Genomic DNA, 26,120 nt, shown 5'->3' with positions numbered 1-26,120 from the left:
GAAAACGCCAGAATTTACTGGCTGTCAGCGACAATTGCAACCATCATTATTGCGCATCAGTGCTTTTGTTGCTTTGCATCAACCACCGGAATGCGCCACATAAATATCAGCAGACAGGTCAGAATGATCAGCAGCAAGATGCGCACCCAGGTAAGATTAACCAGCCACAGCGAAATGGCAAAGGTCAGCAAAATCATCGCGACCGCCCGCGGCTTCGCGCCCGGCGGCATGGCGCGGTATTTCTGCCAGTGACGCAGGTAGCCGCCAAACCATGAGCGATACAAAAGCCAGTGGTGAAAGCGCGGCGACGAGCGCGCAAAGCACCAGGCGGCAAGCAGGATAAACGGCGTCGTCGGCAATAGCGGTAAAAACACGCCCAGCGTTCCCAGCGCTACCGCCAGCCAGCCAATGATGATCAAAATAATACGTGGCATAATGCGAATCGTTATCACGAAGATAACGCTAATGTAGCACAGTTGCTTATCAGGGGATGGAGGAGTTATTTGAAAACCGCCCGGCTTTTACATTCACTGGAAAACCAGCTTGCGGAGCTGGCCGCTCAGGTGGCGCCCATGGCCAATCACGCGACCCTCAGCCCGCGCTTCGATCGTCAGCTGTTCCGTACCCGCAGCACGCAGATGCAGGCTTATCTCAATGAGGCCAGAGACGGCTTAACGGCGTTAAAACAGGCGGCCGAACGCCAGCAGCTTGCGCAGGTCGCCTGGCTGGCAGAACGTCTCGTTGCTCAAATCGCCGCGATTAACCGGGAAACGGCGACCTGGTCATTACGCGCCTGGGATAGCGCGTCGCCAACGCTTAGCCGCTGGCAGCGCCGACGTCTACAGCATCAGGAGTATGAACGGCGCCTGCTGGCCATGCGCAACGACCGACAGAGACGACTGGCGCAAGCCATAAGCCTTGATGACCAGCAGCGGCTGGCAAAGGAAGTTGAAGCCTATACCGGGCGTCTGGCCCGCTGTCGCGACGCGCTGGAAAAAATTGAAAACAGACTGGCCCGCTTAACGCGCTAACGGGAGGAAGAAGTATGTCGCTGGAAAATGCCCCTGACGAGGTCAAGCTGGCCGTCGATTTAATTATGCTGCTTGAGGAGAATAAAGTTCCTGCGCAAACCGTGCTAGCTGCGCTGGAAATTATCCGTCGAGACTATGAAAACAAAGTAAAAAGTGCGGAAGAGGCCTCGCAAAACGCACAGGAGTAGCCTGTTGGCGGATCTTTAGGGGTGGCAGAGTTGTCGCCTGCCCCTTACCACAACGGATAGATGCTCATGGAAAGATTCTCACGTACGCCGCACGATGCTATTTTTCGTCAAATGCTGGCCCAGAAAGAGGTCGCTCGCGATTTTTTACAGCTTTATCTTCCCGCGCAGTTTTTAAGTATCTGCGATCTCAATACGCTGCAGCTGGCTTCCGGCAGCTTTATCGAAGAAGACCTGCGATCCAGCTACTCCGACATTCTCTACTCCCTGCAAACGCAGCACGGCGCGGGATATATCTACGCGCTGATTGAACATCAAAGCTCGCCGGATAAGCTGATGGCTTTTCGCCTGATGCGCTATACGCTGGCCGCCATGCAGCGCCACCTGGATGCCGGCCACAATACGCTGCCGCTGGTGGTCCCGATTCTGTTTTATCACGGCACCGTCAGCCCCTGGCCACATACGCTCAACTGGCTCCAGCTTTTTGACCTTCCTGAGCTTGCCGGCGCGCTGTACGGCGGAGATTTTCCGCTGGTGGACCTGACCGTTATGCCAGATAATCATATCCTCCGCCACCAGCGTATGGCGATGCTGGAACTGTTGCAAAAGCATATTCGCCAGCGCGATCTGGCCGAACTGCAACCGATGCTGATTACGCTGCTGGCGCAAGGATATCTGACGGAAAACCAGATCAATACCCTCATCAGCTATATGCTGCAGGCGGGAACCACGGAAAAACCCGGGCCCCTGATTCGCGAGCTGGCGAAGCAGTCGCCCAGGCACAAGGAGCTACTGATGACAATTGCCGAATGGCTGGAAGAGAAAGGCCGTAAAAAAGGTAGAAAAGAAGGCAGACAGGAAGGTTTGCAGGAAGGTTTGCAGGAGGGCCGTAGAGAAATCTCGCGCAGCATTGCCCTGAAAATGCTCGCCTGCGGGCTGGAGCCGAAAATGGTGATGGAACTGACCGGTCTGAGCCAGGAAGAACTCTCCTCGCTCAGCCATTAACATCTGCGGGGCGGATACCCACCGCCCCGTTATGTTTAGCTTATCGCCGGGGAGGCATCGTCGCCCTTATCCCGCTTCACCTCTGTCACTTCATCGCCCTTCTCATTGCGCAGATGCACCTCCAGCTGGTTAAAGGCGATGTCAATATTGTTCTCGCGGCACAAACGATCGATAGCGCGGTTAAGCTCATCCACCGCATAGCTGCGATCGCGAAGTTCACGCACGTACAGGCGCAGTTCATGATCGAGCGTGCTGGCGCCGAAGGTGGTAAAGAAGACCGAGGGCGCGGGCTCTTGCATCACTTTCGGATGCTCATGCGCGGCCTGGAGCAGCACTTCTTTAACCTTATCCAGGTCGGAACCATAGGCCACGCCAAGGCGGATGACCACGCGGGTGACGGTGTCGGAGAGCGACCAGTTGATCAAGCGTTCCGTCACGAAGGCCTTATTCGGGATAATGACCTCTTTACGGTCAAAATCGGTGATCGTCGTGGCGCGAATGCGGATTTTGCTGACGGTACCGGAGAAGGTACCAATGGTCACCGTATCGCCAATACGCACCGGGCGCTCAAAGAGAATAATCAGACCGGAAACAAAGTTACCGAAGATTTCCTGTAAGCCAAACCCTAAACCAACCGACAGGGCGGCCGCCAGCCACTGAAGTTTGTCCCACGAAACGCCCAATGAGCCAAATACCGTCATCGCGCCAATAACAATAATGGCGTAATTAAGGATGGTCGTAATTGCATACGACGCCCCCTGGCGCATATTGAGTCTCGATAGCACCAGCACTTCCAGCAGGCCCGGCAGGTTGCGGATTAACGCCCAGGCGACCATCGACGCGACAATCGCGAACAGCAGGCTGCCCATGGTGACGCTTTTCACGGCGCTGACGCCGGCTTCCGTACCGTTGTAATGCCACAGCGTAATACTGTCGAGATAGGCGAACACGGTGATCAGATCGGACCAAATCGCCCAGAACAGCACGGCAAACAGCGCAATCATCACCAGCATCGTAATACGCAGCGTTTGCTGGTTAACCTGCTCCAGGGCAATCGTCGGCTCTTCCTGGGGTTCGGCCCCTTCAGCGCCCTCTTTAACCAAATGCTGACGACGCGCCAGCGCACGGCGCCAGGCAATACGCCGGGCGGCCACGCTCAGGCCGCGCAGAACGGTCTGGTACAGCAGGTTCCACAGCATCACCAAGTAAACGGTTTCAATCCAGCGGCCGGCCAGACGCAGCGTCGTGTAGAAGTAGCCGGTTGCCGTCAGCACCATCAGGGCGATGGGCACAATCGATAGCACGGTGACGGTGATAAGGCGCAGGCTGTGGGACTCTTTATCACGCCAGCTCTCGCGGCACATCGGCAAAACAAGCACCGCAATCAGCAGCAGGTTGAGGAAAATAACAAACTGCCCGAGCACGTCATCCATCAGGTGCAGCGGCGACAGCTCCGACATCACCGACCAGAAATTGAGCGGCAGCAGCGCAAGGCTGACGCGGACAATCTGCCGCCGCCAGTGGCTGGTCAACTGCGACGGCATATTAAAGTGGCGCACCGCCACGCCGTCTTTTTCCAGCACCTTCCAGCACAGGCCAAACACCAGCCAGAACAGCGCCAGCTTCTTACTATAGGCCCACAGCAAATCGCTGATATTCAGCTGCATGGTCAGCAGAATCAGGCCAATGGCCAGAATCACCAGCACCACAGGCAGCGCGCGGATCAGATCGATAAGAATCGCTTTCGGCGTATGAAGCTGAGTGTCATTGCGCAGTTGCCCCACCTGTGAAGCCAGCTTCGCCTGATACGCTTTCAGCCAGTTAAGGCGCCAGCGAATCAGACCGGCAATCAGCAGCAACGGCAGGCCGGCAAGGAAAGCGATAAATACCGCAGGCCAGGCTTTTTCCCAGTTTACGGTGATTTTCATCGCCTTAAACTGCCCTTTCAGCGCTTCCGGGAAGGCTTTAACCCACTCCCAGTCCATCGGACGGTTACTGTTTACCCAAAAAATCTGCTGCGTCAGAATGGCTTTCAGGTTGGTCGACACGCTCATTAACTGCTGCTGATTGATCTGCAGGTTAATGGCCATCATCAGCTGGTTACCCAGCTGTTTGTTGAACTGATCGAGCAGCTCCCGGCGCATATCAACGATTTCGAGAAGCGCGCTATGCACTTCGGCATTGACATCGCTGCTGTGCCCTTCCTCCAGCTTCGCGACGTACGCATCGCTCTGGAACAACGCATCGCGCTGCTGGTTAACCTCAAACTGTTCGAGGCGCAGGTCGGCGATGCGGTTCGTCATATCGCTCAACTCCTCCGCAGAGGGCAGCGTTTGCTGCTGCTGATAAAGGATACGCGACAGCAGCAGGCTGCCTTTCAGCACGGAAATCTGCTCTTTTATGTCACGCTCGGATTGCAAAGCGCGATCGAGCCAGGTCTTCACTTTGATGTTGCGCTGAACCAGCTGATTACCATTTTCCGTCGCCGAAATCAGTCTTTCGCTAAGCTGGTGGTTAATCTCCAGCTCCTGCTTCACCAGCGGGTTTGCCTGAATACGCGCCGTTTCGTCCGGGGAAACCGCTTCCTGAGCCGTCTTTTCCGTCAGCGTCAGGCGCTTGCTATTCACCGCTTCCTGCAATAACTGAAGCTGGTGTTCAAGACGGTTGCTGTAGGCGGTGATATAATCACGCTGCTTTTGCAGGGTATCCTGCAGGACCGTGTTACCTTCCAGGCTTTTGCGCTGCTGGTCTATCTGCGCATTCAGCAGAGCCTGCTGCGCCAGCAGCAAACTCTGCTGGGTAGGACGCAGCGTCTCCTCGCCCGTCGAGGTGCCATTCAGGCGGTTACGGATCTGCTGCAGCTGCTGCGAAGCGGAGTACATCGCATTCTGCACACGTTCCGGCTGGGTTTGTAGGGAGACTAACTGGCTGTTATAGGTTGCCAGATCGTTCTGCGCGTTTTGCAAATCGTCCAGCGTCTGAGAGACGCGCGATTCCAGCTGACGTAGCGATAACGTGCTCAACGTTTTACGCGTCGCCTCATCATCGGGAACATCGCTTAGCGCGTTGAGGCTATCGATAGCCTGATTCATTTTCGCTGGCGCCTGAGCCACCTGCTGACGCAGCTGCGTCGTTTCCGACTTAATGCGTTCGATTTTATCGAGGGTTTCCAGGGTCTGGGTCAGGTCCTGCTGAACCAGCTTGTCCTGCGGAGTCAGCTCTTTTTGCTTATTCAGCGTCGTGAGCTGGCTTTGCACCTCGGAACGTTCGGGTAAGTCAGCCGCCAGCGCCGTGTTAACGCTAATACAGCCGATAAAAAACATCAGGGTAAGAACAAAAGCGGATATGGCGTTTCGCCAACGGATAGTATGCAGCATAGTGTTAACATGAGTGATTGCAAAAGCCGGAGAATACCGGGGATCGTCGCAGCGCGAAGAATAGCACTTCTGTTATCGCGCGAATAGCGGCGGACAGCAGGAAAAATACCCCTTTTGTCCGCGAGGATACTTAAGCTTCCGCGCCTTCAGAACTGCGCAGAGAGGGGCACAATTGATACATTTCAAGCAGCGTTTCGACATATGCCCGCGCTTCATGCTGCAGATCGAAAGCGTTGGGCGCCAGCAGCCAGTTCTCCATCAGGCCAGAAAGATAGCTGCGCATTAAAATCGCCGCCCGCCGGGTGAGTAAATTGGCGGGCAGCATCTTCGCCGCAATGCACTCGTTTAATGTCTGCTCGATACGATCGTAGCTCTCAAGGCATAAACTTCGCTGCGCTTCTTGCAGCGTGACCATCTCTCCGACGAACTCGCATTTATGGAAAATGATTTCCATCATCAAGCGCCTGCGTTTTTCTGTCACCGTTGCTTCAAGGATATACACTAAGATCTCTCTGACAACTGACAGTGGATCGTTGGGGAATTTTGCCCGATACTCAACTTCGAGATCGTTGATGTTGGCTTCTGAAAGCACCCATATTTCATTAAATAAATCTGATTTATTTTTGAAATGCCAATAGATAGCGCCCCTCGTCACACCGGCCTCTTTTGCAATTGCGGCCAGCGAGGTGGATGATACGCCTTGCTGCGAAAACAGACGCAGAGCAACATCCAGAATATGTTGCCGGGTCTCAAGCGCCTGTTGTTTGGTTTTTCGTGCCATAGGTCGATGAGTTTACAGAGGTTACGTTTACATACATTTGTGAATGTATGTACCATAGCATGACCATAATAGAAACACAGCAGTGGGTTTGTGGTCGATTGAGCCACTGAACAATTTGAAATTGGACACTCGAGGTTTACATATGAACAAAAACAGAGGGTTAACGCCTCTGGCGGTCGTTCTGATGCTCTCAGGCAGCTTAGCGCTAACAGGATGTGACGACAAACCGGCTCAGCAAGGAGCCCAACAAATGCCGGAAGTCGGTATTGTGACGCTCAAATCCGCTCCTCTACAAATTACTACCGAACTGCCAGGCCGTACCAGCGCCTATCGCGTTGCGGAAGTTCGTCCTCAGGTCAGTGGCATTATTCTTAAACGTAACTTCACCGAAGGGAGCGATATCCAGGCAGGGGTGTCTCTTTATCAAATCGATCCGGCGACCTATCAGGCCACTTATGAAAGCGCGAAAGGCGATTTAGCCAAAGCGCAGGCCGCGGCAAATATGGATCAGCTGACGGTTAAACGTTATCAGAAACTGTTAGGCACTAAGTACATCAGTCAACAGGATTACGATACTGCCGTCGCGACCGCGCAACAGAGCAACGCCGCCGTGGTTGCCGCCAAAGCAGCGGTTGAAACCGCGCGCATTAATCTGGCCTACACCAAAGTCACCTCGCCAATCTCAGGCCGCATTGGTAAATCCGCGGTCACGGAAGGTGCTCTGGTGCAAAACGGCCAAACCACCGCCCTGGCGACCGTGCAACAGCTGGATCCTATCTATGTTGACGTGACGCAATCGAGCAACGATTTCCTGCGTCTGAAACAAGAGCTGGCCAACGGCAAGCTGCAGCAGGAAAACGGTAAAGCGAAGGTTGAGCTGGTGACGAACGACGGTCTGAAATACCCGCAGAACGGTACGCTGGAGTTTTCTGACGTCACCGTTGATCAGACCACCGGTTCTATCACGCTGCGCGCCATTTTCCCGAACCCGGAGCACACTCTGCTGCCGGGGATGTTCGTCCGCGCGCGTCTGGAAGAAGGCGTAAACCCGGATGCACTGCTGGTTCCTCAGCAGGGCGTAACCCGCACCCCGCGCGGCGATGCCAGCGCGATGGTCGTCGGCGAAGGTGATAAAGTCGAAGTTCGCCAGATTACCGCCACTCAGGCTATTGGTGATAAATGGCTGGTCACCGAAGGGCTGAAAACGGGCGATCGCGTCATCATCACCGGTCTGCAAAAAGTCAGACCAGGCGTGCAGGTAAAAGCGCAGGAAGTCGTTTCTGACGATAAACAGCAAGCCGCAGGCAACGCTCAGTCAGAACAACCCAAGTCTTAACTTAAACAGGAGCCGTTAAGACATGCCTAATTTCTTTATCGATCGCCCCATATTTGCGTGGGTGATCGCCATTATCATCATGCTGGCTGGGGGGTTATCGATCCTCAAGTTGCCGATAGCGCAATATCCGACGATTGCGCCGCCGGCAATTTCCATTACAGCCATGTACCCCGGTGCCGATGCTGAAACCGTGCAGAACACCGTGACCCAGGTTATCGAACAGAACATGAACGGTATCGATCACCTGATGTACATGTCTTCTAATGGCGACTCCACCGGTACAGCAACCATCACCCTCACCTTTGAATCCGGTACCGATCCGGATATCGCCCAGGTACAGGTTCAGAACAAGCTGGCGCTGGCAACGCCGCTGCTGCCGCAAGAAGTTCAGCAGCAGGGTATTAGCGTTGAAAAGGCATCCAGCAGCTTCCTGATGGTTGTCGGCGTTATCAATACCAACGGCACCATGAATCAGGATGACATTTCTGACTATGTTGCCGCCAACATGAAGGATTCGATTAGCCGTACCAGCGGCGTCGGTGACGTACAGCTGTTCGGTTCCCAGTACGCGATGCGTATCTGGATGGATCCGAACAAGCTTAATAACTTCCAGCTGACGCCGGTTGACGTGATCAGCGCCCTGAAAGCGCAGAACGCCCAGGTCGCAGCCGGACAGTTAGGCGGTACTCCACCGGTGAAAGGTCAGCAGCTGAACGCCTCCATCGTGGCGCAGACCCGTCTGACCAATACTGAAGAGTTCGGCAACATTCTGCTGAAGGTTAACCAGGATGGTTCCCAGGTGCGTCTGCGCGATGTCGCGAAGATTGAGCTGGGTGGCGAAAGCTACGACGTCGTTGCGAAGTTTAACGGTCAGCCCGCGTCCGGTCTGGGTATTAAGCTCGCGACCGGCGCGAACGCGCTGGATACCGCCAACGCCATTCGTGCCGAACTGAAGAAAATGGAACCTTTCTTCCCGTCAGGCCTGAAGATTGTTTACCCGTATGACACCACCCCCTTCGTGCAGATCTCCATTCACGAAGTGGTGAAAACGCTGGTTGAAGCCATCATTCTGGTGTTCCTGGTGATGTACCTGTTCCTGCAGAACTTCCGCGCAACGCTGATTCCGACTATCGCCGTGCCGGTCGTACTGCTGGGGACGTTCGCTATCCTCGCGCTGTTCGGCTTCTCGATAAACACCCTCACCATGTTTGGTATGGTGCTCGCCATAGGCCTGCTCGTGGATGACGCCATCGTGGTGGTGGAAAACGTCGAGCGTGTAATGGCCGAAGAAGGGCTACCGCCGAAGGAGGCCACGCGTAAATCAATGGGCCAGATTCAGGGCGCGCTGGTGGGTATCGCGATGGTGCTTTCGGCGGTATTTATCCCGATGGCCTTCTTCGGCGGTTCTACCGGTGCGATTTACCGTCAGTTCTCGATCACTATCGTTTCCGCGATGGCGCTGTCGGTACTGGTGGCACTGATTCTGACCCCGGCGCTCTGCGCCACGATGCTGAAACCCATCCAGAAAGGCAGCCATGGCGCCACCACCGGCTTCTTCGGTTGGTTTAACCGCATGTTCGATAAGAGCACGCATCACTACACCGATAGCGTAGGCAATATCCTGCGCAGTACCGGTCGTTATCTGGTGCTGTACCTGATCATCGTTGTCGGCATGGCCTGGCTGTTCGTTCGTCTGCCAAGTTCGTTCCTGCCGGACGAAGACCAGGGCGTCTTCCTGAGCATGGCGCAGCTGCCTGCTGGCGCAACTCAGGAGCGTACCCAGAAAGTTCTGGATGAGATGACCGACTACTATCTCACCAAAGAGAAAAACAACGTTGAATCGGTATTCGCCGTAAACGGCTTTGGTTTCGCGGGTCGTGGGCAAAACACCGGTATCGCGTTCGTTTCTCTGAAGGACTGGAGCCAGCGTCCGGGCGAAGAGAACAAAGTTGAGGCGATTACCGGTCGCGCAATGGGGTATTTCTCGCAGATTAAAGACGCAATGGTCTTCGCCTTTAACCTGCCGGCAATTGTTGAACTGGGTACCGCAACGGGCTTTGACTTCCAGCTTATCGACCAGGCGGGACTGGGCCATGAAAAACTGACCCAGGCACGTAACCAGCTCTTTGGTATGGTCGCGCAGCATCCTGACGTCTTAACCGGCGTGCGTCCAAACGGACTGGAAGATACTCCGCAGTTTAAAGTGGATATCGATCAGGAAAAAGCGCAGGCTCTCGGCGTGTCTATCAGCGACATTAACACGACGCTTGGCGCAGCATGGGGTGGTAGCTACGTCAACGACTTCATTGACCGCGGTCGCGTGAAGAAAGTGTATATCATGTCTGAAGCGAAATACCGTATGCTGCCGGAAGATATCGGCAACTGGTACGTACGCGGCAGCGATGGACAGATGGTGCCCTTCTCCGCCTTCTCGACTTCACGCTGGGAATACGGCTCGCCGCGTCTGGAGCGTTACAACGGTCTGCCATCAATGGAAATCCTCGGCCAGGCGACACCGGGCAAGAGTACCGGTGAAGCGATGAACCTGATGGAAGAGCTGGCGGGTAAACTGCCTGCGGGTATTGGCTATGACTGGACCGGTATGTCTTATCAGGAACGGTTGTCAGGCAACCAGGCACCAGCGCTGTACGCTATCTCGCTGATTGTCGTCTTCCTGTGCCTGGCGGCGCTGTATGAAAGCTGGTCGATTCCGTTCTCGGTCATGCTGGTTGTTCCGCTGGGGGTTGTGGGTGCGCTGCTGGCGGCTACCTTCCGTGGATTAACCAACGACGTCTACTTCCAGGTTGGTCTGCTGACCACCATCGGCCTGTCGGCGAAGAACGCGATACTTATCGTTGAATTCGCCAAGGACCTGATGGATAAAGAGGGCAAAGGCCTGATTGAAGCCACGCTGGAAGCCGTTCGTATGCGTCTGCGTCCGATTCTGATGACCTCGCTGGCGTTCATCCTTGGGGTCATGCCGCTGGTTATCAGCTCCGGCGCAGGCTCCGGCGCGCAGAACGCCGTCGGTACTGGCGTAATGGGTGGGATGGTGACCGCGACGGTGCTGGCGATTTTCTTCGTGCCGGTGTTCTTCGTGGTGGTTCGCCGCCGCTTTAGTAAGAAAAATGAGGATATTGAGCACAGCCATCCGGTTGAGCATCATTAATCTCTCTCCTCTCAGGGCCGCATTTGCGGCCCTTTTCTTTTGTTCCTCGTTAAAACGCACGGATTGTTATTGTCTAATTTATAAGCTGAGATATAATATTTAATGATGAGTCGCGGTGCTTATCTCCATTTTTTTTCCACAATTTCTTTCCCGCGCCCCTAACTCAGAATATTCTTAATCACTGATTTTATGTATGGTTGTCTCTCTATAACGGCTAAACGCGTCGGCTAACCTGATGAAATATAAGGTCAGTATTCGTTTTTTCCGATCGGGGTAACGGCACGATATAATAAAGTCCGAGGCATTGAAGATAAAAGGACGCTGATAATTGTAATTTTTCGTAATAGCACGATGAAATCTTTTTAAGAGTGGATTATAGTTAAACAGCAAGATTACAATGTATGTGTCAGGTCTGTTAGTCGTGTTCATCCCACAACGGTGTCGATAATCGTCGTTTAAACCACTCAAAAGGGGATGCGTTATGGACGAATACTCGCCAAAAAGACATGATATTGCGCAGCTTAAATTTCTCTGCGAAACCCTGTATCATGACTGTCTTGCAAACCTGGAAGAGAGCAACCACGGCTGGGTTAATGACCCGACCTCGGCTGTCAATCTTCAACTTAATGAATTGATCGAGCACATTGCCGCGTTCGCACTTAATTATAAAATTAAGTACGCAGAGGATAATAAGCTGATTACCCAGATTGATGAATATCTGGATGACACTTTCGTCTTGTTCAGCAACTACGGCATTAACAGCGCAGATCTGCAGAAATGGCGTAAATCTGGCAATCGGTTATTCCGCTGCTTTGTCAACGCCTGTCGGGAAAACCCGGCCAGTCTTTCTTGTTAGTATTATTACAATCAAAAGGTGAATTTATGTCTGATAAAACATTAACCAAAATAGACTATTTGATGCGTTTACGACGCTGTCAGACAATTGATACGCTGGAGCGCGTAATTGAAAAAAATAAATATGAACTTTCCGATAATGAACTGGCGGTATTTTACTCAGCGGCCGACCATCGTCTTGCTGAGCTGACGATGAATAAACTGTATGACAAGATCCCCCCTTCAGTCTGGAAATTTATCCGCTAGTTTATTTCAAATGAAAGTCATACATCTCGTGCCGAAAACGCCCCTCTCTCGTGATGATAATAAGTGTGACAGTGCTCACAGATGTTGGTTCAATGCGAATATGAAACCGGTTTCTTTTTTATACTATGGCGGCCTAACGATAAGGAAATAAGGAAAGCCTCCATGAGCGAAGAGAAACAAAAAATGATTGCCGGCGAACTGTATCTGGCAGGTGACGCCACGTTGAAAGCCGATCGTCTGCGGGCCAGACAGCTGCTGCACCGCTACAATCATTCGGCGCCTGAAGAACGTGAATTAAGAAACGCATTACTTTCTGAACTGCTTGGGCACGCGAGTGACGCGTATATCGAACCCACATTTCGCTGTGACTATGGCTACAATATCTTCCTCGGCAAAAATTTCTACGCTAACTTTGATTGCGTCATGCTTGACGTCTGTCCGATTCATATTGGCGATAACTGCATGCTGGCGCCGGGCGTGCATATTTATACCGCTACGCATCCCCTTGACCCTGTCGACCGCAACAGTGGTCAAGAGTACGGAAAACCCGTCACCATTGGCCACAATGTGTGGATTGGCGGCCGGGCAGTGATTAATCCAGGCGTCACTATCGGCGATAATGCCGTGGTGGCGTCGGGGGCCGTCGTAGTAAAAAATGTGCCGGCCAACGCCGTCGTTGGCGGAAACCCGGCACGGATAATCAAAATGCTGGAGAGCGAAAAACGGTAACTGTTATGCTTTTCTGCAACCAATCTGTTACTTTCCCCATGGATTTACGCAACATAAAATAGCCTTCAGGCTGAGCCCGATTTGTCACGCCTGGATACGGGCTCATGGCAGAATTTGGGGAATAAGATGACAGAAATACAGCTGCTGCTGAAGAGCACCATTGATGAGCTAAATGTGAAAGAGAAGCGCGACAACCGTCCGCGCTTTAGCATTAGCTTTATTCGCAACCATCCATGGCTTTTTGTCGCCATGTACGCGGCTTTCCTGGCCACGCTTATTGTGATGCTACGTTCCGAAACGCTGGTAGATTCTGTCTGGCTGTTAATTGTGTTATTTGTTCTGCTAAACGGTTTCTTTTTCTTCGACGTCTACCCGCGCTATCGTTATGAAGATATTGACGTTCTTGATTTCCGCGTGTGCTACAACGGTGAGTGGTACAACACCCGATTTGTCCCTGAGCAACTGCTTGAACGCATCCTGCAATCGCCACGCGTCGGCGGCGAACAAAAGGCTCAGCTACAAAAAATGATCGCCACCAAAGGCGAACTCTCCTTTTACGATGTGTTTTCTCTTACCCGCGTCGGTCCAGCGCAATAAGACGGCTCAGCGTCCGTACCGCAGCCATAAAATGCGAGGCGGACGTATTACCGTAGCCCAGAACAAAGCCGCTTCGCGCCGTGTTTACATCCAGGTAAAAACGGCTTAACGCCCCGGGTGCCAGCTGAAACCGCCGGGCCTGCTGCACAATCGCCAGGTCATCCACGTTGTCGATAGCAACGGTCAGGTGCAGGCCCCCCTCGCCGCCAAACAGTTCATAAGGATGCCTGAGCTCTTGAGCCAGAATCTCCCGCAGCTGCTGCTGACGTTTACGGTATAAACGGCGCATGGCGGCTAAATGACGTGCGTAGTGCCCCTCTTCAATGAACAACGCCAGCGCCCTCTGTTCGGCCCGATGGCCGCCGCGTAATAGCGAACCAATGGCGCCACGTGCGGCCTCCGCCAGCGCGGGAGGCATCACCATAAAGCCAATGCGCAGCGACGGAAATAGCGTTTTGCTGAATGTCCCCAGATAAACCACCGGCGCCTGCCTGGCCATCCCCAGCATGGCCGGAATGGGCTCACCGCTGTAGCGAAACTCGCTGTCGTAATCATCTTCAATAATCCATGAATCATGCCGGCGGGCATACTCCAGTAGTGCCAGTCGCCTCCCGGCGCTCATCACTGCTCCGCAGGGATATTGATGGGAAGGTGAAGTAAAGATCAATCGCGGCGCTTCACTATCATTATGACTATCAAAACGCATCCCTTCATGATCAACCGGCACGCCCTGTATATGAAGTCCGGATTTGAGAAAGATGCTTTTTACTCCCGGATAGCCGGGTTCTTCTACCCATGCCGTATCGCCAGCGACGCTCAGCAAATGCGTGCATAAATCGACGCCTTCCAGCGCACCTTCCGTAATCACAATCTGGCTGGCTTCACAGCGGATCCCCCGCGAGAGCGCAAGGTGGCGGGCAATGGCTTTTCGCAGTACGAGCTCTCCCTGCGCATCGCCGTAGCCCAATAATGCGCTTCCCTCTTCACGCAGTACGCGATCCAGGAGCCGGCGCCAGATGGAAAGCGGAAAGTAGTTAACCGCAGGCATTCCCGGCGTAAAGAGCAGCGTGGGTGAATCACGATGGATTGCCGCTGGTAATCCCTGTAAGTATTCAGGGAGCACAATATGGCGCGCCTCAACCTCCCCCTCTCCCTGAGTTCCTAAAGGCGCGACGGACGTCCCCTGGCGGCTACGTAATAAATACCCCTCTATCGCCAGCTGCTCCAGCGCGCCGTTGACGGTGTTGCGCGACAGTCCCAGACGCTGGGCCATGGCGCGCGAGCCGGGTAAACGGCTATCACCTGCCAGCGCCCCCTGCAAAATCGCCTCGCGTAGTGTCTGATAGAGCGTACGCTGCAGGGTTCCACCTCCCCTGCCGCGCAGGGCCTGCTCCAGTAAAGCAAAAAAAGCATCATCCGGAATATTCATCATCGCTCCTCATGGCACCCTAAAAATATACTCCTGTGGTTCTTTTTATGGAACCAACAAGCGCCTAATCTCGCAGCATTCACCTGCCAAAGGAAAACCTCATGAGCCATCTTAATCAATTCGATCAACCCGTTGGCGCAGCCCTGCCCGACTGGCTGCCCCGTCCGCATCCTGAAAGGTTGAATCTGCAGGGCCGCCTTTGCCGCCTTGAGCCATTGCGCTCCACGCACGCCGGTGCGCTGTTTGACGCCCATCGGCTGGCCCCGGACACCCGAAGCTGGACGTGGCTGCTGCGTGAGCCGGATAACAGCGTAGAGGAATACCGCGCGTGGATAGAGCACGTTTCCGGGCAGGCCGATCCCATTCACTTTGCCGTGATAGATCAACGGACAGACCAGCCCGTCGGCTCACTGGCGCTGATGAGAATCGATGCTAAAAATGGCGTTGTTGAAGTCGGCCACGTTCACTTCTCGCCTTTACTAAGCCGGACGGCGATGGCCACCGAGGCTCAATGGCTGCTGATGCATTATATTTTTGCAACGCTCGGCTATCGTCGCTACGAGTGGAAATGCAACAGTTTGAACGAGCCTTCACGCCGGGCGGCGCTGCGGCTGGGATTTCAGTATGAGGGGCGTTTTCGTCAGGCGCTGGTGATAAAGGGCCACAACCGCGATACCGACTGGTTTTCGATTATCGATTCCGAGTGGCCGCAGATTGACAAGGCAATGCAGCAGTGGCTGGCCGCCGACAACTTTAGCGCCGACGGCCGGCAGTTACGAACGCTGGAGAGCTTCCGTTAACGTCTCTTCTTGCGCCCCTGGACGGCCTTAAAGCGAGGATTACTTTTGCAGATAACGTACAGCCGCCCTTTACGCTTGACGATCTGGCAATCCGGGTGGCGCTGTTTCGCGCTACGCAATGAGTTGAGCACCTGCATTATTTACTCCTTTTCGCATCAATAAAACCGCCGAAGCGCTGGCGGAAACGCGCGGTGCTGCCTTCATTGTTGAAGGCCTTCTGTTTGCCGGTGTAATACGGATGCGATTTGGAGGAGACATCGAGCGTTACGTAGGGATACGTCTCGCCTTCCAGCTCAATTTCGCGCTCGGTACGGATCGTTGATCCGACTTTGAAGTATTCATTGGCGCTGGTATCGTGAAAAACCACCGTACGATAATGCGGATGAATATTGGGTTTCATAGCGACCTCAATCATTACGTTATAACATAACATCATGGTACGCCCGGTGAATACAAAGATCAACCCTGAGAATGGAAGGGGCTAAAGGGCGGCGCAGGCCGCCCGTTGCGGATTAAGGATTAAGGATTAAGCTGATGCGCCAGCGCTCTGAGCTGTTCGGCAATAGACTGCAGGTTTTTACCCGGCTCCGTTTTTGGCCCGGTAGAGTGGCGCACGACCAGACGAGCCGGAAGGATAGAAGAAGTATGAGATGTCTCGTGATCGCCGCTATCGAGAAGGCGCCGGACGGCCTCTTTTCCTTGTAAATCAAGATCCAGCGAAACGGTGGTGAGCGCCGGGTAAAAGAACGAACTCTCATAGGTGTCATCATAACCAATAACCGATTTTTCCCCCGGAATTGGCACCTGATGTTGGTGAAACGCGCTCAGTACGCCCAGCGCCATCTGATCGTTACCCACCAGAACGGCGGTAAAGTTTGGCGTCTCCCGCAGCATTTGCAGCGCGCCGGCATAGCCGCTCTGCGCATCCCAGTTACCGCGAATCACCGTGACCGGCTGCAGGCCATATCCCTCAAGGGTCTCAATCCAGCTTTTCAGACGCAGTTTAGCCGATACCGAGCTTTCCGGGCCGGCTAGCAGCGCGATCTCCCGATGCCCCATTTCATAGAGATATTTGACGCTGGCCCGGGTGCCGTCAGCCGGGTTAAACGAAACGTTAAACACGGAGCTGTAGGGGTCAACATCTAAAAACAGACAGACGATATCATCGTTATCAGCGGCAATTTTTTGAGCCAGTTCAGTCTCCAGCGGCACGTTGATGATGACCTTATCCACCAGCTGAGACTTAAGTTCATTAATGGAATCTTGAATACTTTGGTTGACGCTCTCATCGATCATGGAGATGAGCACCTGATAGCCTTCCACATTCGCATAGCGTTTTACCGCAGCAGCCACCTGAGAAGGCGCGTGCAATGCGAGGGAGATGGTGACCAGGCCCACGGTGCGGCTTTGCTTTCCTACCAGCTGCTGCGCCAGGCGGTTTGGGACATAGCGCAGCTCCTCAATGGATTTCTCCACCTTGCTGCGTGTGGCTTTGGATACATTAGCAGATTTATTGAGTACCCTGGACACGGTCTGATAGGAGACGCCCGCATGGCGAGCAACGTCTTCTAAGGTCGCGCTTTTAGACTTCATAGTCCGGTTCCTTATGTTGTTATCCCTGGATTGTAACAGGGGCAATGTGAAAAAACGCTCATCGCCGCGTCCCCCGAATCACAATCATCACAAAAAGTATTACGCTCACAATACAACAAATTGTGAATGGACTCACTAGTCGTAACAAAACCCGCCAATTTATTTGCAGTTAATCACACTATAGCGATCATTTAATTGCCTGAATTCGGGTTTAGGCATTTTATGACATCGGTTATGTGAACGTAATACAAAAAAATAAGAGGATAGACATGAACACTACGCTGCGCACACTCTCCGCTGCGTTGGCCGCTGCGCTGATTTCACCATCCGTGTTTGCTGCTTCCGCCACGCTTCCGGGTATCGATTTTCATGGCTATATGCGCGCCGGGGTTGGGGTCTCCGGCGACGGTAGTCAGGCCGAATGGCAAAAAAACAAAATTGGCCGTCTGGGTAATGAGTCCGATACCTACGGCGAGCTGGAGCTGGGATCAGAGGTCTATAAGAAGAATGACGTTAGCTTCTATCTTGATAGCATGGTCAGCATGGTCTCTGACGGTTCTAACGATAACGAAACCACGCTCGATGATGATGCCCAATTCGGCCTGCGCCAGCTCAACCTGCAAATCAAAGGGCTGGTCCCCGGCGATCCGAACGCGGTCATTTGGGGCGGTAAACGCTACTACCAGCGCCACGATCTCCACATCATTGATACCAAATACTGGAACATTTCCGGATCCGGTGCCGGGATCGAAAACTATACGCTCGGCCCGGGGGCCGTTTCATTTGCCTGGATCCGCGGCGATGCCAATGACGTCGACTACCGCGTCGATGGCGATAGCAACGTCAACATTAACTACCTCGACCTGCGCTACGCAGGCTGGAAGCCGTGGGCCGGTTCGTGGACCGAATTTGGTATCGACTACGCGATGCCGAATACCACTAAAAAGCAGGACTCCTACGGTGGTCTATACGATGCTGAAAACGGCGTCATGCTAACCGGTGAAATCAGCCAGGATATGCTGGGTGGTTACAACAAAACGGTGCTGCAGTACGCCAACAAAGGGCTGGCGCAGAACATGGTTTCCCAGGGCGGCGGCTGGTACGACATGTGGAACTACGTCAATGACGCCACCGGATACCGCGTGATTAATACCGGTTTAATTCCGATTACCGAAAAGTTCTCCATTAACCACGTTCTCACCTGGGGCTCCGCGGACAACATCACCGATTACACGGATAAAACGCGCATGCTGTCGCTGGTGGCTCGTGGGCAGTATCAGTTCACCGAATACGTGCGCCTGATTGGCGAAGTGGGCGGCTTTTACCAAAAAGATAGCTACAAGAACAATACTGATTATAAGCAGGCCGGTGAGAAATATACCATCGCGCTGGGCCTGGCCGATGGCCCTGACTTTATGTCTCGCCCGGAACTGCGCATTTTCGCTTCGTATCTGAATGACTCTGAAAACGGTAAACCGTTCGAAGATCAAACTGCCAATAATACGTGGAACTTTGGTGTACAGGTCGAGGCCTGGTGGTAGTCGTCATTTAACTGTTTTATCTCCAGCTGTAAGGTCGTTAATTACCCTCCGGTAATCATTATTGCCATTGAATGCTTTGTTTTCTTTTCGGGATAACTCATTATTGCGTTATCCCGTTTTATTTTATTTACGGCTGGCAAAGTGTTCGTCAAGTAATTGACGCAAAGCATCCGACTGTTTACCGAAAATAGCATGCACCTGCTGCCCAAGGATAATAACGCCAAGCGCTCCCTGCTGCTGTAGCGCCTGAGAGTCAACAATCGACAGATTATTCACCGTGACGCGTAAGCGGGTGATACAGGCGTCAACGTTGACAATATTCGCCTCGCCGCCAAAAGCCTGAATTAAACGTTCAATCTGTTGTTGTTCCGCCGGGCTTAACGTTACCGCCGGACGAGACTGGGAGAAATAATTCAGAAAGGATTTTAAACTCACCATAATAGACTCCTGATAAGCAGATAAAAAAACGCCTGCTCTTGCGAGCAGGCGTGGATAGAGAAAAATTACGCGTGACGGCTGAGAATGCGGCAATCCCACGCTTTTAAGGTCAACGGCGCGTTCAGTGCCGCGCCGGTGAGGCTGTCCTGATAGCCCTGCGGTAAGGTCACCTGCTGCTGCTGCGCGCTGTAGTTTTGCAGGAATACGTAGGTGGTTTCACCGTCCGTCCGTGCGGTCGCCACCACGCCCGGCGGGAAATCGGCCGCCACCGCACGCGGCAGCGACAGTTCTTTACTTATGGCGGTGAAGAAGTCCCGCTGGAAAGCCAGATCGTTGCGCGAAGCGACGTGCCAGGCCTTACCTTTACCCACGTGATTGACGGTAACCGCCGGTCTTCCCGCGTAAAAATCATCGCGGTAGGTCGCCAGCGGCTGCGCCGTTTCGGCATGGATCAGTTCACACAGATGGCGTACCTGATACGGTCCCTGCAGGCCCCCTTCATTGCCCGCCAGCCCCTGTACCAGGTTGCGTTCGCCGTCGTTCAGGCAGTCAATCTCTTCCGCCCAAATGCCCAGCAGTTTACGCAGCGGGCCCGGGAAACCGCCGAGATGGCACAGGTCGGACTCGTTCACTATGCCTGTCCAGTATGTTGTAACTAAATGACCACCGTTAGCCACAAACGCTTCGGCGCGTTCGGCAAATCCCTCACGAACCATATACAGCATCGGCGCAATGACCAGTTGATATGCGCTCAGGTCAACGTCGGCATCGATGATATCTACCGCAATTCCCTGTTCCCAGAACGGACGATAATGTTCGTTGACGGTATTTTCATACTCCATGCCGAGATTTCGCGGCCCCTGAGCATCATCCAGCGCCCAGCGGTTTTGCTGGTCGAAGATAATCGCCACTTTCGCATCCGTCCGGCAGCCCACGACGCCCGGCAGCTGGCTTAACATCTCGCCGAGCGCCGTCACTTCACGACCCACGCGCGTATCCAGATGACCGACATGATCGATAATCGCGCCATGAAACTTCTCAACCGAACCGCGGCTCTTACGCCACTGGAAGTACTGCACCGAATCCGCGCCGTGCGCCACCGCCTGCAGAGAAGAGAGAATATGCATTCCCGGTTTCTTCAGCTTACTGGTCGGCTGCCAGTTGGTGGCGCTCGGGGTGGATTCCATTAACACAAACGGTTTGCCGCCCTTCAGGCTGCGCATCATGTCATGATACATGGCGGTGTAGCAGGCCAGCGTGGTTTCATCCTTATCACGGTGCCACATGGGGTAGCTGTCCCATGAGATAAAGTCCAGCACCTGCGCCAGCTGCCAGTAGTCGTAATCGTAGAAATACTCCATAAAGTTGGTTGTTACCGGCAGCGCAGCATTTGCCGCTTTCAGCGGCGCAATTTCGTGGCGGCAGAAGTCCGTCACCTGAGCGGTATTAAAGCGATGCCAGTCCAGGTTCAGACCATGAATGGAGACTTCCCCCTGCGGGGCCGGAGATTCGATCTGCGACCAGTCGCTGTAGGTGTGGCTCCAGAAGGTGCTCCACCAGGCGTGATTGAGGTTATCCAGCGTTTCATAGCGCGCTTTCAGCCAGTCGCGGAAACGCTCCTGGCACAGGCTACAGTGGCACTCTCCGCCGTATTCATTGGAGATATGCCAGCCCAGCACCGCCGGATGCTGCGAGTAGCGCTCCGCCAGCAGGGAATTTATTTTCAGGGTTTTATCACGGTAGACCGGCGACGACATACAGTGATTATGACGTCCACCGTGCAGCGCAGGCACCCGATCGCGACCGACGCGCAGGACCTGAGGATATTTCTGCGACATCCAGGCCGGGCGCGCGCCGCTTGGGGTCGCGAGAAAGACATGAATGCCGGCGGCATAGAGTTTATCCAGAATACTGTCCAACCAGCCAAACTCAAATACGCCTTCCTGAGGTTCAAGTTTCGCCCAGCTAAATATCCCTACCGACATAACATTACATTTTGCCTGCTGCATCATGGCAATATCTTTATCGATAATATCGGGATAGTTCTCCCACTGCTCCGGGTTATAGTCGGCGCCATGCAATAGCGCATTGACCTTCGGACTCAAAGGCGCAAATTTTTTCATAATAAACATCCTGAAGTGTAAAGCTGAATAATTAATTGAATACCTTCATCGACGGCAATGCTTTTCCCTGGCAATCAAACAGCGCCTGATTTTCCCGGGCATTCCCCTCTTTCCATTCATCATGGATATATTTCATTCCGGCAGGCGTCGCCCAGGTATTTCCCGGTACGGCAATCCACGTCGGCTCCCAATAAAAAATACCTTTACCGCGGTGATCCGGTACGTCCGCAACGGCCTGCATTAAGTCGTGAATATAATTATATTGCCCCTGTACGGTGGCAGGATAACCGCCATCCTTTTCCTCTTTCGCCTGGAAACTATTTTCGGCGTTGTCGCAGTTTTCCAGGGTATAGGCATAAGCGGCTTCCACCACTATCACGTCTTTGTTATAGCGCTTGCTGATATCGTCCATATTGGCTTTCAGCGCGCTAATCGGACCATTCCAGTAGGTGTACATCGACAGACCAATGATGTCGTAAGGCACGTTGCGCTTGCTGATTTCATCAAACCACCAGCGGAAGGTGTCGTTTTTCGTGCCTTCGGCCAGATGAAGCATAATTTTAATCTGCTCGCCGCCGGTGAGGTTTTCCTTCAGGCCGTCAATGGCGGCGTTTAGCAGCCCCGCCAGGCGATCGAACTCGCCGCCGCCCTGCCCCCAGCTTTTGCCCTCCGGCCACAGCATACCGCCGTTGATCTCGTTGCCGATCTGGACCATATCCGGCAGCACCCCCTCCTGCTTAAAGCGGGCAATCGTGTCGCGGGTGTAGTCGTGGATCGTGGTTTTCAGCTGCGGATAATCCATTTTCTCCCAGGCCTTCGGCTTGAACTGCTTGCCCGGATCGGTCCAGAAATCGCTGTAGTGAAAATCAAGCAGCAGCTTCATACCCTGTGCTTTTGCGCGCTTCGCCAGCGCCAGCGTCGCCGCCAGATCGTTATCGCCGCCGCCGTAACGCTGACCCTGGGCGTCTTTTGGATCCACCCACAGGCGCAGGCGAACATAGTTCACGCCGTCGGCCTTCAGAATCGCGATCGGATCCTGCGGCTGATTGTTGTGGTTAAAGAACTTCGCGCCGTGCTTTTCCGCATCCAGCAGCGTGGAGATATCCGCGCCTTTAATAAAATCAGCGGGCATATTGCTAAACGCCTTCGTTTGCAGCGCATCTGCCGCCAGCGTACCGGCGGAAAAACAGCATGCCAGAGAAACAGCAAGCCACGCGGGTGTTAATCTTTTCATGGGGTTATCCTTTTGTACTGCCTGAGGTGAGGCCGGAAACAAAGTATTTTTGTAGCGCCAGATAGAGAATTGCCACCGGGACGGCAATCAGCACCGCGCCCGCCGCGTAGGTGGTGTAGCTGGCGCCCATTTTCTGCGCCACCAGGTTATACAGGCCAATCGGCAGCGTGTATTTATCCGGGGTACGCAAAATGGTGCTGGAGAGGATGAAGTCCCCCAGCGGGCCGGTAAATGAAAACAGCGCCACCACCGCCAGAATCGGCTTCGACAGCGGCATAATGATTTCGATAAAGATGCGGAAGCTGCTGGCGCCATCCATCCGCGCGGATTCATCCAGATCTTTGGGGATCGCGTCCAGATACCCCTTCATGAGCCAGGTATTCATCGGGATCATGCCGCCAACGTAGATCAGCACCAGCGCCAGATGGCTATTGATCAACCCCAGCAGCTGAGAGAGAACAAAGATCGCAATCAGCGCCGAGAACTGCGGGATCATCTGCAGCAGCAGAAACAGCATCAGCCCGTTCTGCCGCCCTTTGAAACGAAACCGGGAGAACGCATAGGCCGTGAAGCTCACGCTGATTAAGGTCAACGCCATGGTCATGAAGCTGATTTTCATCGAGTTCCAGTACCAGGTGAGATAATTCACATTGCCGTTAAACAGATCCGCGTAATGCTGGAACGACAGGTTTTCAGGAATAATCGACGTACTCAGCAGACTGTTCCCGGCGTTCAGAGACGCCCCTACCGTCCAGACCAGCGGATATATAATGATCGTCGATACAAAGAGGACCACCAGCCAGGTGAGAGACAGGCGAATCCACTTTTCGCGTTTAATACTCGGTGATTTAGCCATATTGCTTCCCTTACGCCATGTCGTCGTTTTTGAAGGATTTCGTGGCGCGGAACTGCCACAACGCCAGGCCGACGACAAAAATCGACAGCAGAATCGTGATGGTGGCCGCGATGGCGTATTGCGAAGACGACATCGTTAATTTGTAGATCCACGACACCAGAATATCCGTACCGCCGGCATTCGACCCGGCTACCGCCGGTCCGCCGTTATTGAACAGGTAGATGATATTGAAGTTGTTAAAATTGAAGGTGTACTGAGTGATGATGATCGGCGCAATGGAGTAGAGCACCAGCGGCAGAGTAATGGTCCGCAGGCGGGTAAACGCGCTGGCGCCATCCATGGTGGCCGCTTCATACAGATCGTCCGGGATCGCCTGCAGGACGCCGGTGGTCATGGCGAAAACAAACGGAAAGCCCAGCCAGGTTTGCATCATGATCAGCGCCGTTTTAGTCCAGAACGGGTCGGTCAGCCAGGCCTTCGGCGTGATGCCAAAGAAGGACAAAATGGCGTTGTTAATCACCCCGAATGAATCATTGAACATGCCGGCAAAAACCAGAATCGTCACGAAGCCCGGCACCGCCCACGGCAGAATGAAAATTGTGCGGATCATCGGCTTAAAGCGCAGATCTTTCTGGTTGACCAGAATCGCCAGCAGCACGCCGACGGTACATTGCAGGGTCGTCGCCAGCAGCGTCCACACCACCGTCCACTGCAGTACGTCAAAGAAGGTCGAGCGCCAGATGGATAATGTGAAAATATTGATGAAGTTTTTGAATCCCACCCAATCCACCAGCTTCGCCGGCGGCGTGTGATAAAGGTTGTAGTTAGTAAAGGCGATAGCAAAACCAAACAGGATCGGGAAGATGACCACAAACACCAGCAGTATGAAGCCGGGCGTGATCATCAGATACGGGAAACCCTCGCTGAGCAGCATCTGATACTGCTTGCGTACGCTATTCAGCGCCATGCCTTCATCGCGCTTTTTGCCGTTAACCCAGGCATCGCGCAGCGAGAGGAAATAGACCAACAAACCGAATGCGATAATCAGTACGCTGATTATCCCTTCCGCCAGCAGGAAAATAGAGTTATCCCGCGGGACTTCCTCGCCTAAGGTATATAACCCCCACAGGCCTTCGCTGAGAAAGTCATAGAAAATGCTCATAAAACTGCTCAGCAGCACCAGGAAGACAATCCCCTTCAGCCACTGGCGGTGATAAAACTGCCCAAAACCCGGCACGATAGCCAGCAACAGGCCGCACCACGCATGGCGTCCTGCGCCGCGCGCTTCGGCAATATTTTCGCTGGGATTGATAATCACACACGACTCCTTCTGAAAACGGGAGGACGGCCCTCCCGTTCTGTTACATCACCGGATTATTGATTGCTGGCCTGCATGGCTTCGATCTGCATCTTGATCTGCTTTTCAGCGTTATCGAGCGCCGCCTTCGGCTCCTGTTTACCGGTCAGGCTAAGCTCGAGCGCGGCGTTCGCCGGGCCCCATACCTCTCCCATTTCTGGGATCCCGGGCATCGCCGTCGCCCGCGCTGACTGCACCGCCACCGCGCTGGCCTTTTCGTCATTCTTAATCAGCGGATCGTCAATCATGGCCTTCAGCGGCGGGATTTCCCCGGTGGCGACATAGCGCGCTTTCACGTACTGCGGCTGGTTGATGAACTCGATAAACTGCTGCGCCAGCGCTTTATCTTTACTCCACGTCGAGACGACATAGCCCTTCACGCCGAGGAAGGAGCTCATCGGTTTGCCATCCGGCAGCGTCGGCAAAGGCGCGACGCCATAATGAATGCCTGCCGCTTCATACGGCTGGAAGGCCCACGGGCCGTTAATCACCGCAGCCGCTTTCTTCTCGGTGAACAGCGAGTCGATGGCGTTCAGCCCGTTATCGCCGAGGATCCCCGCCGGGAATACCTTGTCGGTGTAGAATTTTTTCAGGAAAGTCACCGCTTCCACCGCGCCTGGCTTATTCAGGCCGACATCCTGCGGGTTGAAGCCGCCTTTGTCGTTTTTGCCAAAGATATAGCCGCCCATTGGGCCAATAGCGCCCCAGCTGTAATAGATCTGGTCAAACTTCGCCAGCAGGCCGTACTTACCCTCTTCGCGCTGCTTCTTCGAATAGTCGAACCAGTCCTGCAGGCTATCCAGCGGCTTATCGATCAGGTCTTTGTTGTAAATCAGCACCAAGGTTTCCACCGCTTTCGGTACGCCGTAAAGCACGTTATCCATATGGAACGCGTTGATTGATGCCGGCGTAAAGGCCTCCTGCTTCGCCTGGTCCAGCGTCAGGGGAGACAGCAGTCCCTGGACGACCGCACCGCCTAGCTGGTCATTAGGGATCACCAGCACGTCCGGGCCAATGCCCGCCGGGCCATCAAGGCGCAGCTTTTCAAGCTGCTGGGCGTACGGCATTTCCTGCACGTTCACCTTAACGTTGAACTGCTTTTCAAAATCGCTTACCGCGGCCTTAATGCCGTCGGATTTTTTGATGTCTTCCCAGACGTTGAGCTGTCCGGCCGCGTGCGCCTGCAGGCTAACCAGCTGCCCGGCAGCCAGAGTAGTAAGGATCAGTGCAGCAAGAGTGTTCTTTTTCATTATCAACCTCATGTGAAGGTATAACAATTTAATGGTTTTTATTGGGCGATGTGACTTCCGAGAATCTTTCAGTTAACTGATAAACGGTGATTCATAAACAAATATGCCGTTATTCCTGATTTGTTATACGGTACGCTTTGAATGCTGACAAAACTACTGAAAGCTGCCAGTTGTGTGATCGTGATTGC

At 53.8% G+C, this 26,120-nt stretch carries 25 protein-coding genes; 11 read left to right on the top strand and 14 right to left on the bottom strand.

Features of this window, described 5'->3' with window-relative positions; all coding sequences use genetic code 11:
* Positions 1-56: 56 nt before the first annotated feature.
* The gene (locus CDA56_RS20405; protein ID WP_004848353.1) at positions 57-434 is read right to left on the bottom strand and encodes a DUF454 family protein; all 378 of its coding nucleotides are present in this window, start codon (positions 432-434) and stop codon (positions 57-59) included.
* Positions 435-503: 69 nt separating this feature from the next.
* Here CDA56_RS20405 and priC point away from each other — a divergent pair, with 69 nt between their 5' ends.
* From priC to CDA56_RS20390, 3 genes are all read left to right on the top strand, one after another.
* Entirely contained in the window at positions 504-1,031 is a 528-nt protein-coding gene (priC, locus tag CDA56_RS20400) for a primosomal replication protein N'' (RefSeq protein WP_025107143.1), read from the top strand.
* A 14-nt stretch (positions 1,032-1,045) separates the two neighbouring features.
* A complete protein-coding gene (rsmS, locus tag CDA56_RS20395) occupies positions 1,046-1,219 on the top strand; it encodes a pleiotropic regulatory protein RsmS (RefSeq protein WP_014228211.1) in 174 nt (57 codons plus the stop codon).
* Positions 1,220-1,285: 66 nt separating this feature from the next.
* Complete coding sequence (locus CDA56_RS20390) at positions 1,286-2,221, top strand: Rpn family recombination-promoting nuclease/putative transposase (RefSeq protein ID WP_032748296.1); 936 nt, start codon at positions 1,286-1,288, stop codon at positions 2,219-2,221.
* A gap of 35 nt (positions 2,222-2,256) precedes the next feature.
* On the opposite strand, the gene mscK is transcribed toward CDA56_RS20390, so the two are convergent.
* Both mscK and acrR read right to left on the bottom strand, forming a co-directional pair.
* Complete coding sequence (mscK, locus tag CDA56_RS20385) at positions 2,257-5,598, bottom strand: mechanosensitive channel MscK (RefSeq protein WP_014228209.1); 3,342 nt, start codon at positions 5,596-5,598, stop codon at positions 2,257-2,259.
* A 130-nt stretch (positions 5,599-5,728) separates the two neighbouring features.
* Positions 5,729-6,379: a multidrug efflux transporter transcriptional repressor AcrR gene (acrR, locus tag CDA56_RS20380; RefSeq protein WP_014228208.1), complete on the bottom strand. Its 651-nt coding sequence runs from the start codon at positions 6,377-6,379 to the stop codon at positions 5,729-5,731.
* 142 nt (positions 6,380-6,521) lie between these two features.
* Between acrR and acrA the strand changes: the two genes are divergently transcribed.
* The 5 genes from acrA to maa all read left to right on the top strand — a co-directional run bounded on the left by acrA (position 6,522) and on the right by maa (position 12,714).
* Positions 6,522-7,715 carry a multidrug efflux RND transporter periplasmic adaptor subunit AcrA gene (acrA, locus tag CDA56_RS20375; RefSeq protein ID WP_103815107.1) on the top strand — a complete coding sequence of 398 codons (1,194 nt, stop codon included), beginning with the start codon at positions 6,522-6,524 and terminating at the stop codon, positions 7,713-7,715.
* 22 nt (positions 7,716-7,737) lie between these two features.
* The gene (gene acrB / locus CDA56_RS20370; protein ID WP_014228207.1) at positions 7,738-10,884 is read left to right on the top strand and encodes a multidrug efflux RND transporter permease subunit AcrB; all 3,147 of its coding nucleotides are present in this window, start codon (positions 7,738-7,740) and stop codon (positions 10,882-10,884) included.
* A 481-nt stretch (positions 10,885-11,365) separates the two neighbouring features.
* Positions 11,366-11,740, top strand: coding sequence for an Hha toxicity modulator TomB (gene tomB / locus CDA56_RS20365; RefSeq protein ID WP_025107145.1), 375 nt, complete (start codon positions 11,366-11,368; stop codon positions 11,738-11,740).
* Between the two features lie 26 nt (positions 11,741-11,766).
* Positions 11,767-11,985: an HHA domain-containing protein gene (locus CDA56_RS20360; RefSeq protein ID WP_004099646.1), complete on the top strand. Its 219-nt coding sequence runs from the start codon at positions 11,767-11,769 to the stop codon at positions 11,983-11,985.
* A 162-nt stretch (positions 11,986-12,147) separates the two neighbouring features.
* Positions 12,148-12,714 (top strand): maltose O-acetyltransferase, encoded by a 567-nt coding sequence (gene maa / locus CDA56_RS20355; RefSeq protein ID WP_032748289.1) that lies wholly within the window; start codon positions 12,148-12,150, stop codon positions 12,712-12,714.
* On the opposite strand, the gene CDA56_RS31300 is transcribed toward maa, so the two are convergent.
* A complete protein-coding gene (locus tag CDA56_RS31300; RefSeq protein WP_223226764.1) occupies positions 12,686-12,820 on the bottom strand; it encodes a hypothetical protein in 135 nt (44 codons plus the stop codon). The two genes, maa and CDA56_RS31300, sit on opposite strands and share 29 nt — an antisense overlap.
* Positions 12,821-12,840: 20 nt before the next feature.
* Here CDA56_RS31300 and CDA56_RS20350 point away from each other — a divergent pair, with 20 nt between their 5' ends.
* Positions 12,841-13,311, top strand: a complete 471-nt coding sequence (locus CDA56_RS20350) for a YlaC family protein (RefSeq protein ID WP_014228205.1) — start codon at positions 12,841-12,843, stop codon at positions 13,309-13,311.
* Here the strand turns inward: CDA56_RS20350 and pdxR are convergent.
* A complete protein-coding gene (gene pdxR, locus CDA56_RS20345) occupies positions 13,286-14,740 on the bottom strand; it encodes a MocR-like pyridoxine biosynthesis transcription factor PdxR (RefSeq protein WP_103815109.1) in 1,455 nt (484 codons plus the stop codon). The genes CDA56_RS20350 and pdxR overlap by 26 nt on opposite strands.
* Positions 14,741-14,841: 101 nt before the next feature.
* Here pdxR and CDA56_RS20340 point away from each other — a divergent pair, with 101 nt between their 5' ends.
* Positions 14,842-15,540 (top strand): GNAT family N-acetyltransferase, encoded by a 699-nt coding sequence (locus CDA56_RS20340; protein WP_048261453.1) that lies wholly within the window; start codon positions 14,842-14,844, stop codon positions 15,538-15,540.
* On the opposite strand, the gene ykgO is transcribed toward CDA56_RS20340, so the two are convergent.
* The 3 genes from ykgO to CDA56_RS20325 form a co-directional block, all read right to left on the bottom strand.
* Positions 15,537-15,677, bottom strand: a complete 141-nt coding sequence (gene ykgO / locus CDA56_RS20335) for a type B 50S ribosomal protein L36 (protein ID WP_003859006.1) — start codon at positions 15,675-15,677, stop codon at positions 15,537-15,539. The genes CDA56_RS20340 and ykgO overlap by 4 nt on opposite strands.
* The gene (locus tag CDA56_RS20330; RefSeq protein WP_004848323.1) at positions 15,677-15,940 is read right to left on the bottom strand and encodes a type B 50S ribosomal protein L31; all 264 of its coding nucleotides are present in this window, start codon (positions 15,938-15,940) and stop codon (positions 15,677-15,679) included. The genes ykgO and CDA56_RS20330 overlap by 1 nt, the downstream gene beginning before the upstream one ends.
* Before the next feature lie 119 nt (positions 15,941-16,059).
* Positions 16,060-17,133, bottom strand: a complete 1,074-nt coding sequence (locus CDA56_RS20325) for a LacI family DNA-binding transcriptional regulator (RefSeq protein WP_048261451.1) — start codon at positions 17,131-17,133, stop codon at positions 16,060-16,062.
* Positions 17,134-17,402: 269 nt separating this feature from the next.
* On the opposite strand from CDA56_RS20325, the gene CDA56_RS20320 reads away from it, so the two are divergent.
* Positions 17,403-18,674: a maltoporin gene (locus CDA56_RS20320; protein ID WP_014228201.1), complete on the top strand. Its 1,272-nt coding sequence runs from the start codon at positions 17,403-17,405 to the stop codon at positions 18,672-18,674.
* Between the two features lie 123 nt (positions 18,675-18,797).
* Here the strand turns inward: CDA56_RS20320 and CDA56_RS20315 are convergent, their stop codons facing one another.
* The 6 genes from CDA56_RS20315 to CDA56_RS20290 form a co-directional block, all read right to left on the bottom strand.
* On the bottom strand, positions 18,798-19,112 hold the full coding sequence (locus CDA56_RS20315; protein WP_025107149.1) for a PTS sugar transporter subunit IIB: 315 nt from the start codon (positions 19,110-19,112) through the stop codon (positions 18,798-18,800).
* Positions 19,113-19,177: 65 nt separating this feature from the next.
* A complete protein-coding gene (locus tag CDA56_RS20310; protein WP_102803072.1) occupies positions 19,178-21,235 on the bottom strand; it encodes a beta-galactosidase in 2,058 nt (685 codons plus the stop codon).
* A gap of 31 nt (positions 21,236-21,266) precedes the next feature.
* Positions 21,267-22,469: a glycoside hydrolase family 53 protein gene (locus CDA56_RS20305; RefSeq protein WP_032694156.1), complete on the bottom strand. Its 1,203-nt coding sequence runs from the start codon at positions 22,467-22,469 to the stop codon at positions 21,267-21,269.
* Between the two features lie 4 nt (positions 22,470-22,473).
* Positions 22,474-23,325 carry a sugar ABC transporter permease gene (locus CDA56_RS20300; protein ID WP_004848313.1) on the bottom strand — a complete coding sequence of 284 codons (852 nt, stop codon included), beginning with the start codon at positions 23,323-23,325 and terminating at the stop codon, positions 22,474-22,476.
* A 10-nt stretch (positions 23,326-23,335) separates the two neighbouring features.
* Complete coding sequence (locus tag CDA56_RS20295; RefSeq protein WP_004848312.1) at positions 23,336-24,643, bottom strand: carbohydrate ABC transporter permease; 1,308 nt, start codon at positions 24,641-24,643, stop codon at positions 23,336-23,338.
* Positions 24,644-24,699: 56 nt separating this feature from the next.
* A complete protein-coding gene (locus tag CDA56_RS20290) occupies positions 24,700-25,932 on the bottom strand; it encodes a maltodextrin ABC transporter substrate-binding protein (protein WP_049070858.1) in 1,233 nt (410 codons plus the stop codon).
* Between the last annotated feature and the right edge of the window lie 188 nt (positions 25,933-26,120).

The sequence above is a fragment of the Klebsiella michiganensis genome, assembly GCF_002925905.1.
GTDB classification, from domain to species: domain Bacteria; phylum Pseudomonadota; class Gammaproteobacteria; order Enterobacterales; family Enterobacteriaceae; genus Klebsiella; species Klebsiella michiganensis.
The sequence above is the reverse complement of the archived record's forward strand: the minus strand, read 5'-3'. Positions and strand labels throughout refer to the sequence as shown.

What these genes read in the sequence shown, in the direction of transcription:
- ykgO (WP_003859006.1), bottom strand. Translation starts at nt 15,677, where the DNA reads ATGCAGGTGCTCAACTCATTGCGTAGCGCGAAACAGCGCCACCCGGAT.
- pdxR (WP_103815109.1), bottom strand. Translation starts at nt 14,740, where the DNA reads ATGAATATTCCGGATGATGCTTTTTTTGCTTTACTGGAGCAGGCCCTG.
- CDA56_RS20310 (WP_102803072.1), bottom strand. Translation starts at nt 21,235, where the DNA reads ATGAAAAAATTTGCGCCTTTGAGTCCGAAGGTCAATGCGCTATTGCAT.
- CDA56_RS20300 (WP_004848313.1), bottom strand. Translation starts at nt 23,325, where the DNA reads ATGGCTAAATCACCGAGTATTAAACGCGAAAAGTGGATTCGCCTGTCT.
- CDA56_RS20315 (WP_025107149.1), bottom strand. Translation starts at nt 19,112, where the DNA reads ATGGTGAGTTTAAAATCCTTTCTGAATTATTTCTCCCAGTCTCGTCCG.
- acrA (WP_103815107.1), top strand. Translation starts at nt 6,522, where the DNA reads ATGAACAAAAACAGAGGGTTAACGCCTCTGGCGGTCGTTCTGATGCTC.
- CDA56_RS20340 (WP_048261453.1), top strand. Translation starts at nt 14,842, where the DNA reads ATGAGCCATCTTAATCAATTCGATCAACCCGTTGGCGCAGCCCTGCCC.
- CDA56_RS20360 (WP_004099646.1), top strand. Translation starts at nt 11,767, where the DNA reads ATGTCTGATAAAACATTAACCAAAATAGACTATTTGATGCGTTTACGA.
- mscK (WP_014228209.1), bottom strand. Translation starts at nt 5,598, where the DNA reads ATGCTGCATACTATCCGTTGGCGAAACGCCATATCCGCTTTTGTTCTT.
- CDA56_RS20320 (WP_014228201.1), top strand. Translation starts at nt 17,403, where the DNA reads ATGAACACTACGCTGCGCACACTCTCCGCTGCGTTGGCCGCTGCGCTG.
- acrB (WP_014228207.1), top strand. Translation starts at nt 7,738, where the DNA reads ATGCCTAATTTCTTTATCGATCGCCCCATATTTGCGTGGGTGATCGCC.
- tomB (WP_025107145.1), top strand. Translation starts at nt 11,366, where the DNA reads ATGGACGAATACTCGCCAAAAAGACATGATATTGCGCAGCTTAAATTT.
- acrR (WP_014228208.1), bottom strand. Translation starts at nt 6,379, where the DNA reads ATGGCACGAAAAACCAAACAACAGGCGCTTGAGACCCGGCAACATATT.
- CDA56_RS20325 (WP_048261451.1), bottom strand. Translation starts at nt 17,133, where the DNA reads ATGAAGTCTAAAAGCGCGACCTTAGAAGACGTTGCTCGCCATGCGGGC.
- CDA56_RS20405 (WP_004848353.1), bottom strand. Translation starts at nt 434, where the DNA reads ATGCCACGTATTATTTTGATCATCATTGGCTGGCTGGCGGTAGCGCTG.
- CDA56_RS31300 (WP_223226764.1), bottom strand. Translation starts at nt 12,820, where the DNA reads ATGAGCCCGTATCCAGGCGTGACAAATCGGGCTCAGCCTGAAGGCTAT.
- CDA56_RS20390 (WP_032748296.1), top strand. Translation starts at nt 1,286, where the DNA reads ATGGAAAGATTCTCACGTACGCCGCACGATGCTATTTTTCGTCAAATG.
- maa (WP_032748289.1), top strand. Translation starts at nt 12,148, where the DNA reads ATGAGCGAAGAGAAACAAAAAATGATTGCCGGCGAACTGTATCTGGCA.
- CDA56_RS20330 (WP_004848323.1), bottom strand. Translation starts at nt 15,940, where the DNA reads ATGAAACCCAATATTCATCCGCATTATCGTACGGTGGTTTTTCACGAT.
- CDA56_RS20305 (WP_032694156.1), bottom strand. Translation starts at nt 22,469, where the DNA reads ATGAAAAGATTAACACCCGCGTGGCTTGCTGTTTCTCTGGCATGCTGT.
- CDA56_RS20290 (WP_049070858.1), bottom strand. Translation starts at nt 25,932, where the DNA reads ATGAAAAAGAACACTCTTGCTGCACTGATCCTTACTACTCTGGCTGCC.
- rsmS (WP_014228211.1), top strand. Translation starts at nt 1,046, where the DNA reads ATGTCGCTGGAAAATGCCCCTGACGAGGTCAAGCTGGCCGTCGATTTA.
- CDA56_RS20350 (WP_014228205.1), top strand. Translation starts at nt 12,841, where the DNA reads ATGACAGAAATACAGCTGCTGCTGAAGAGCACCATTGATGAGCTAAAT.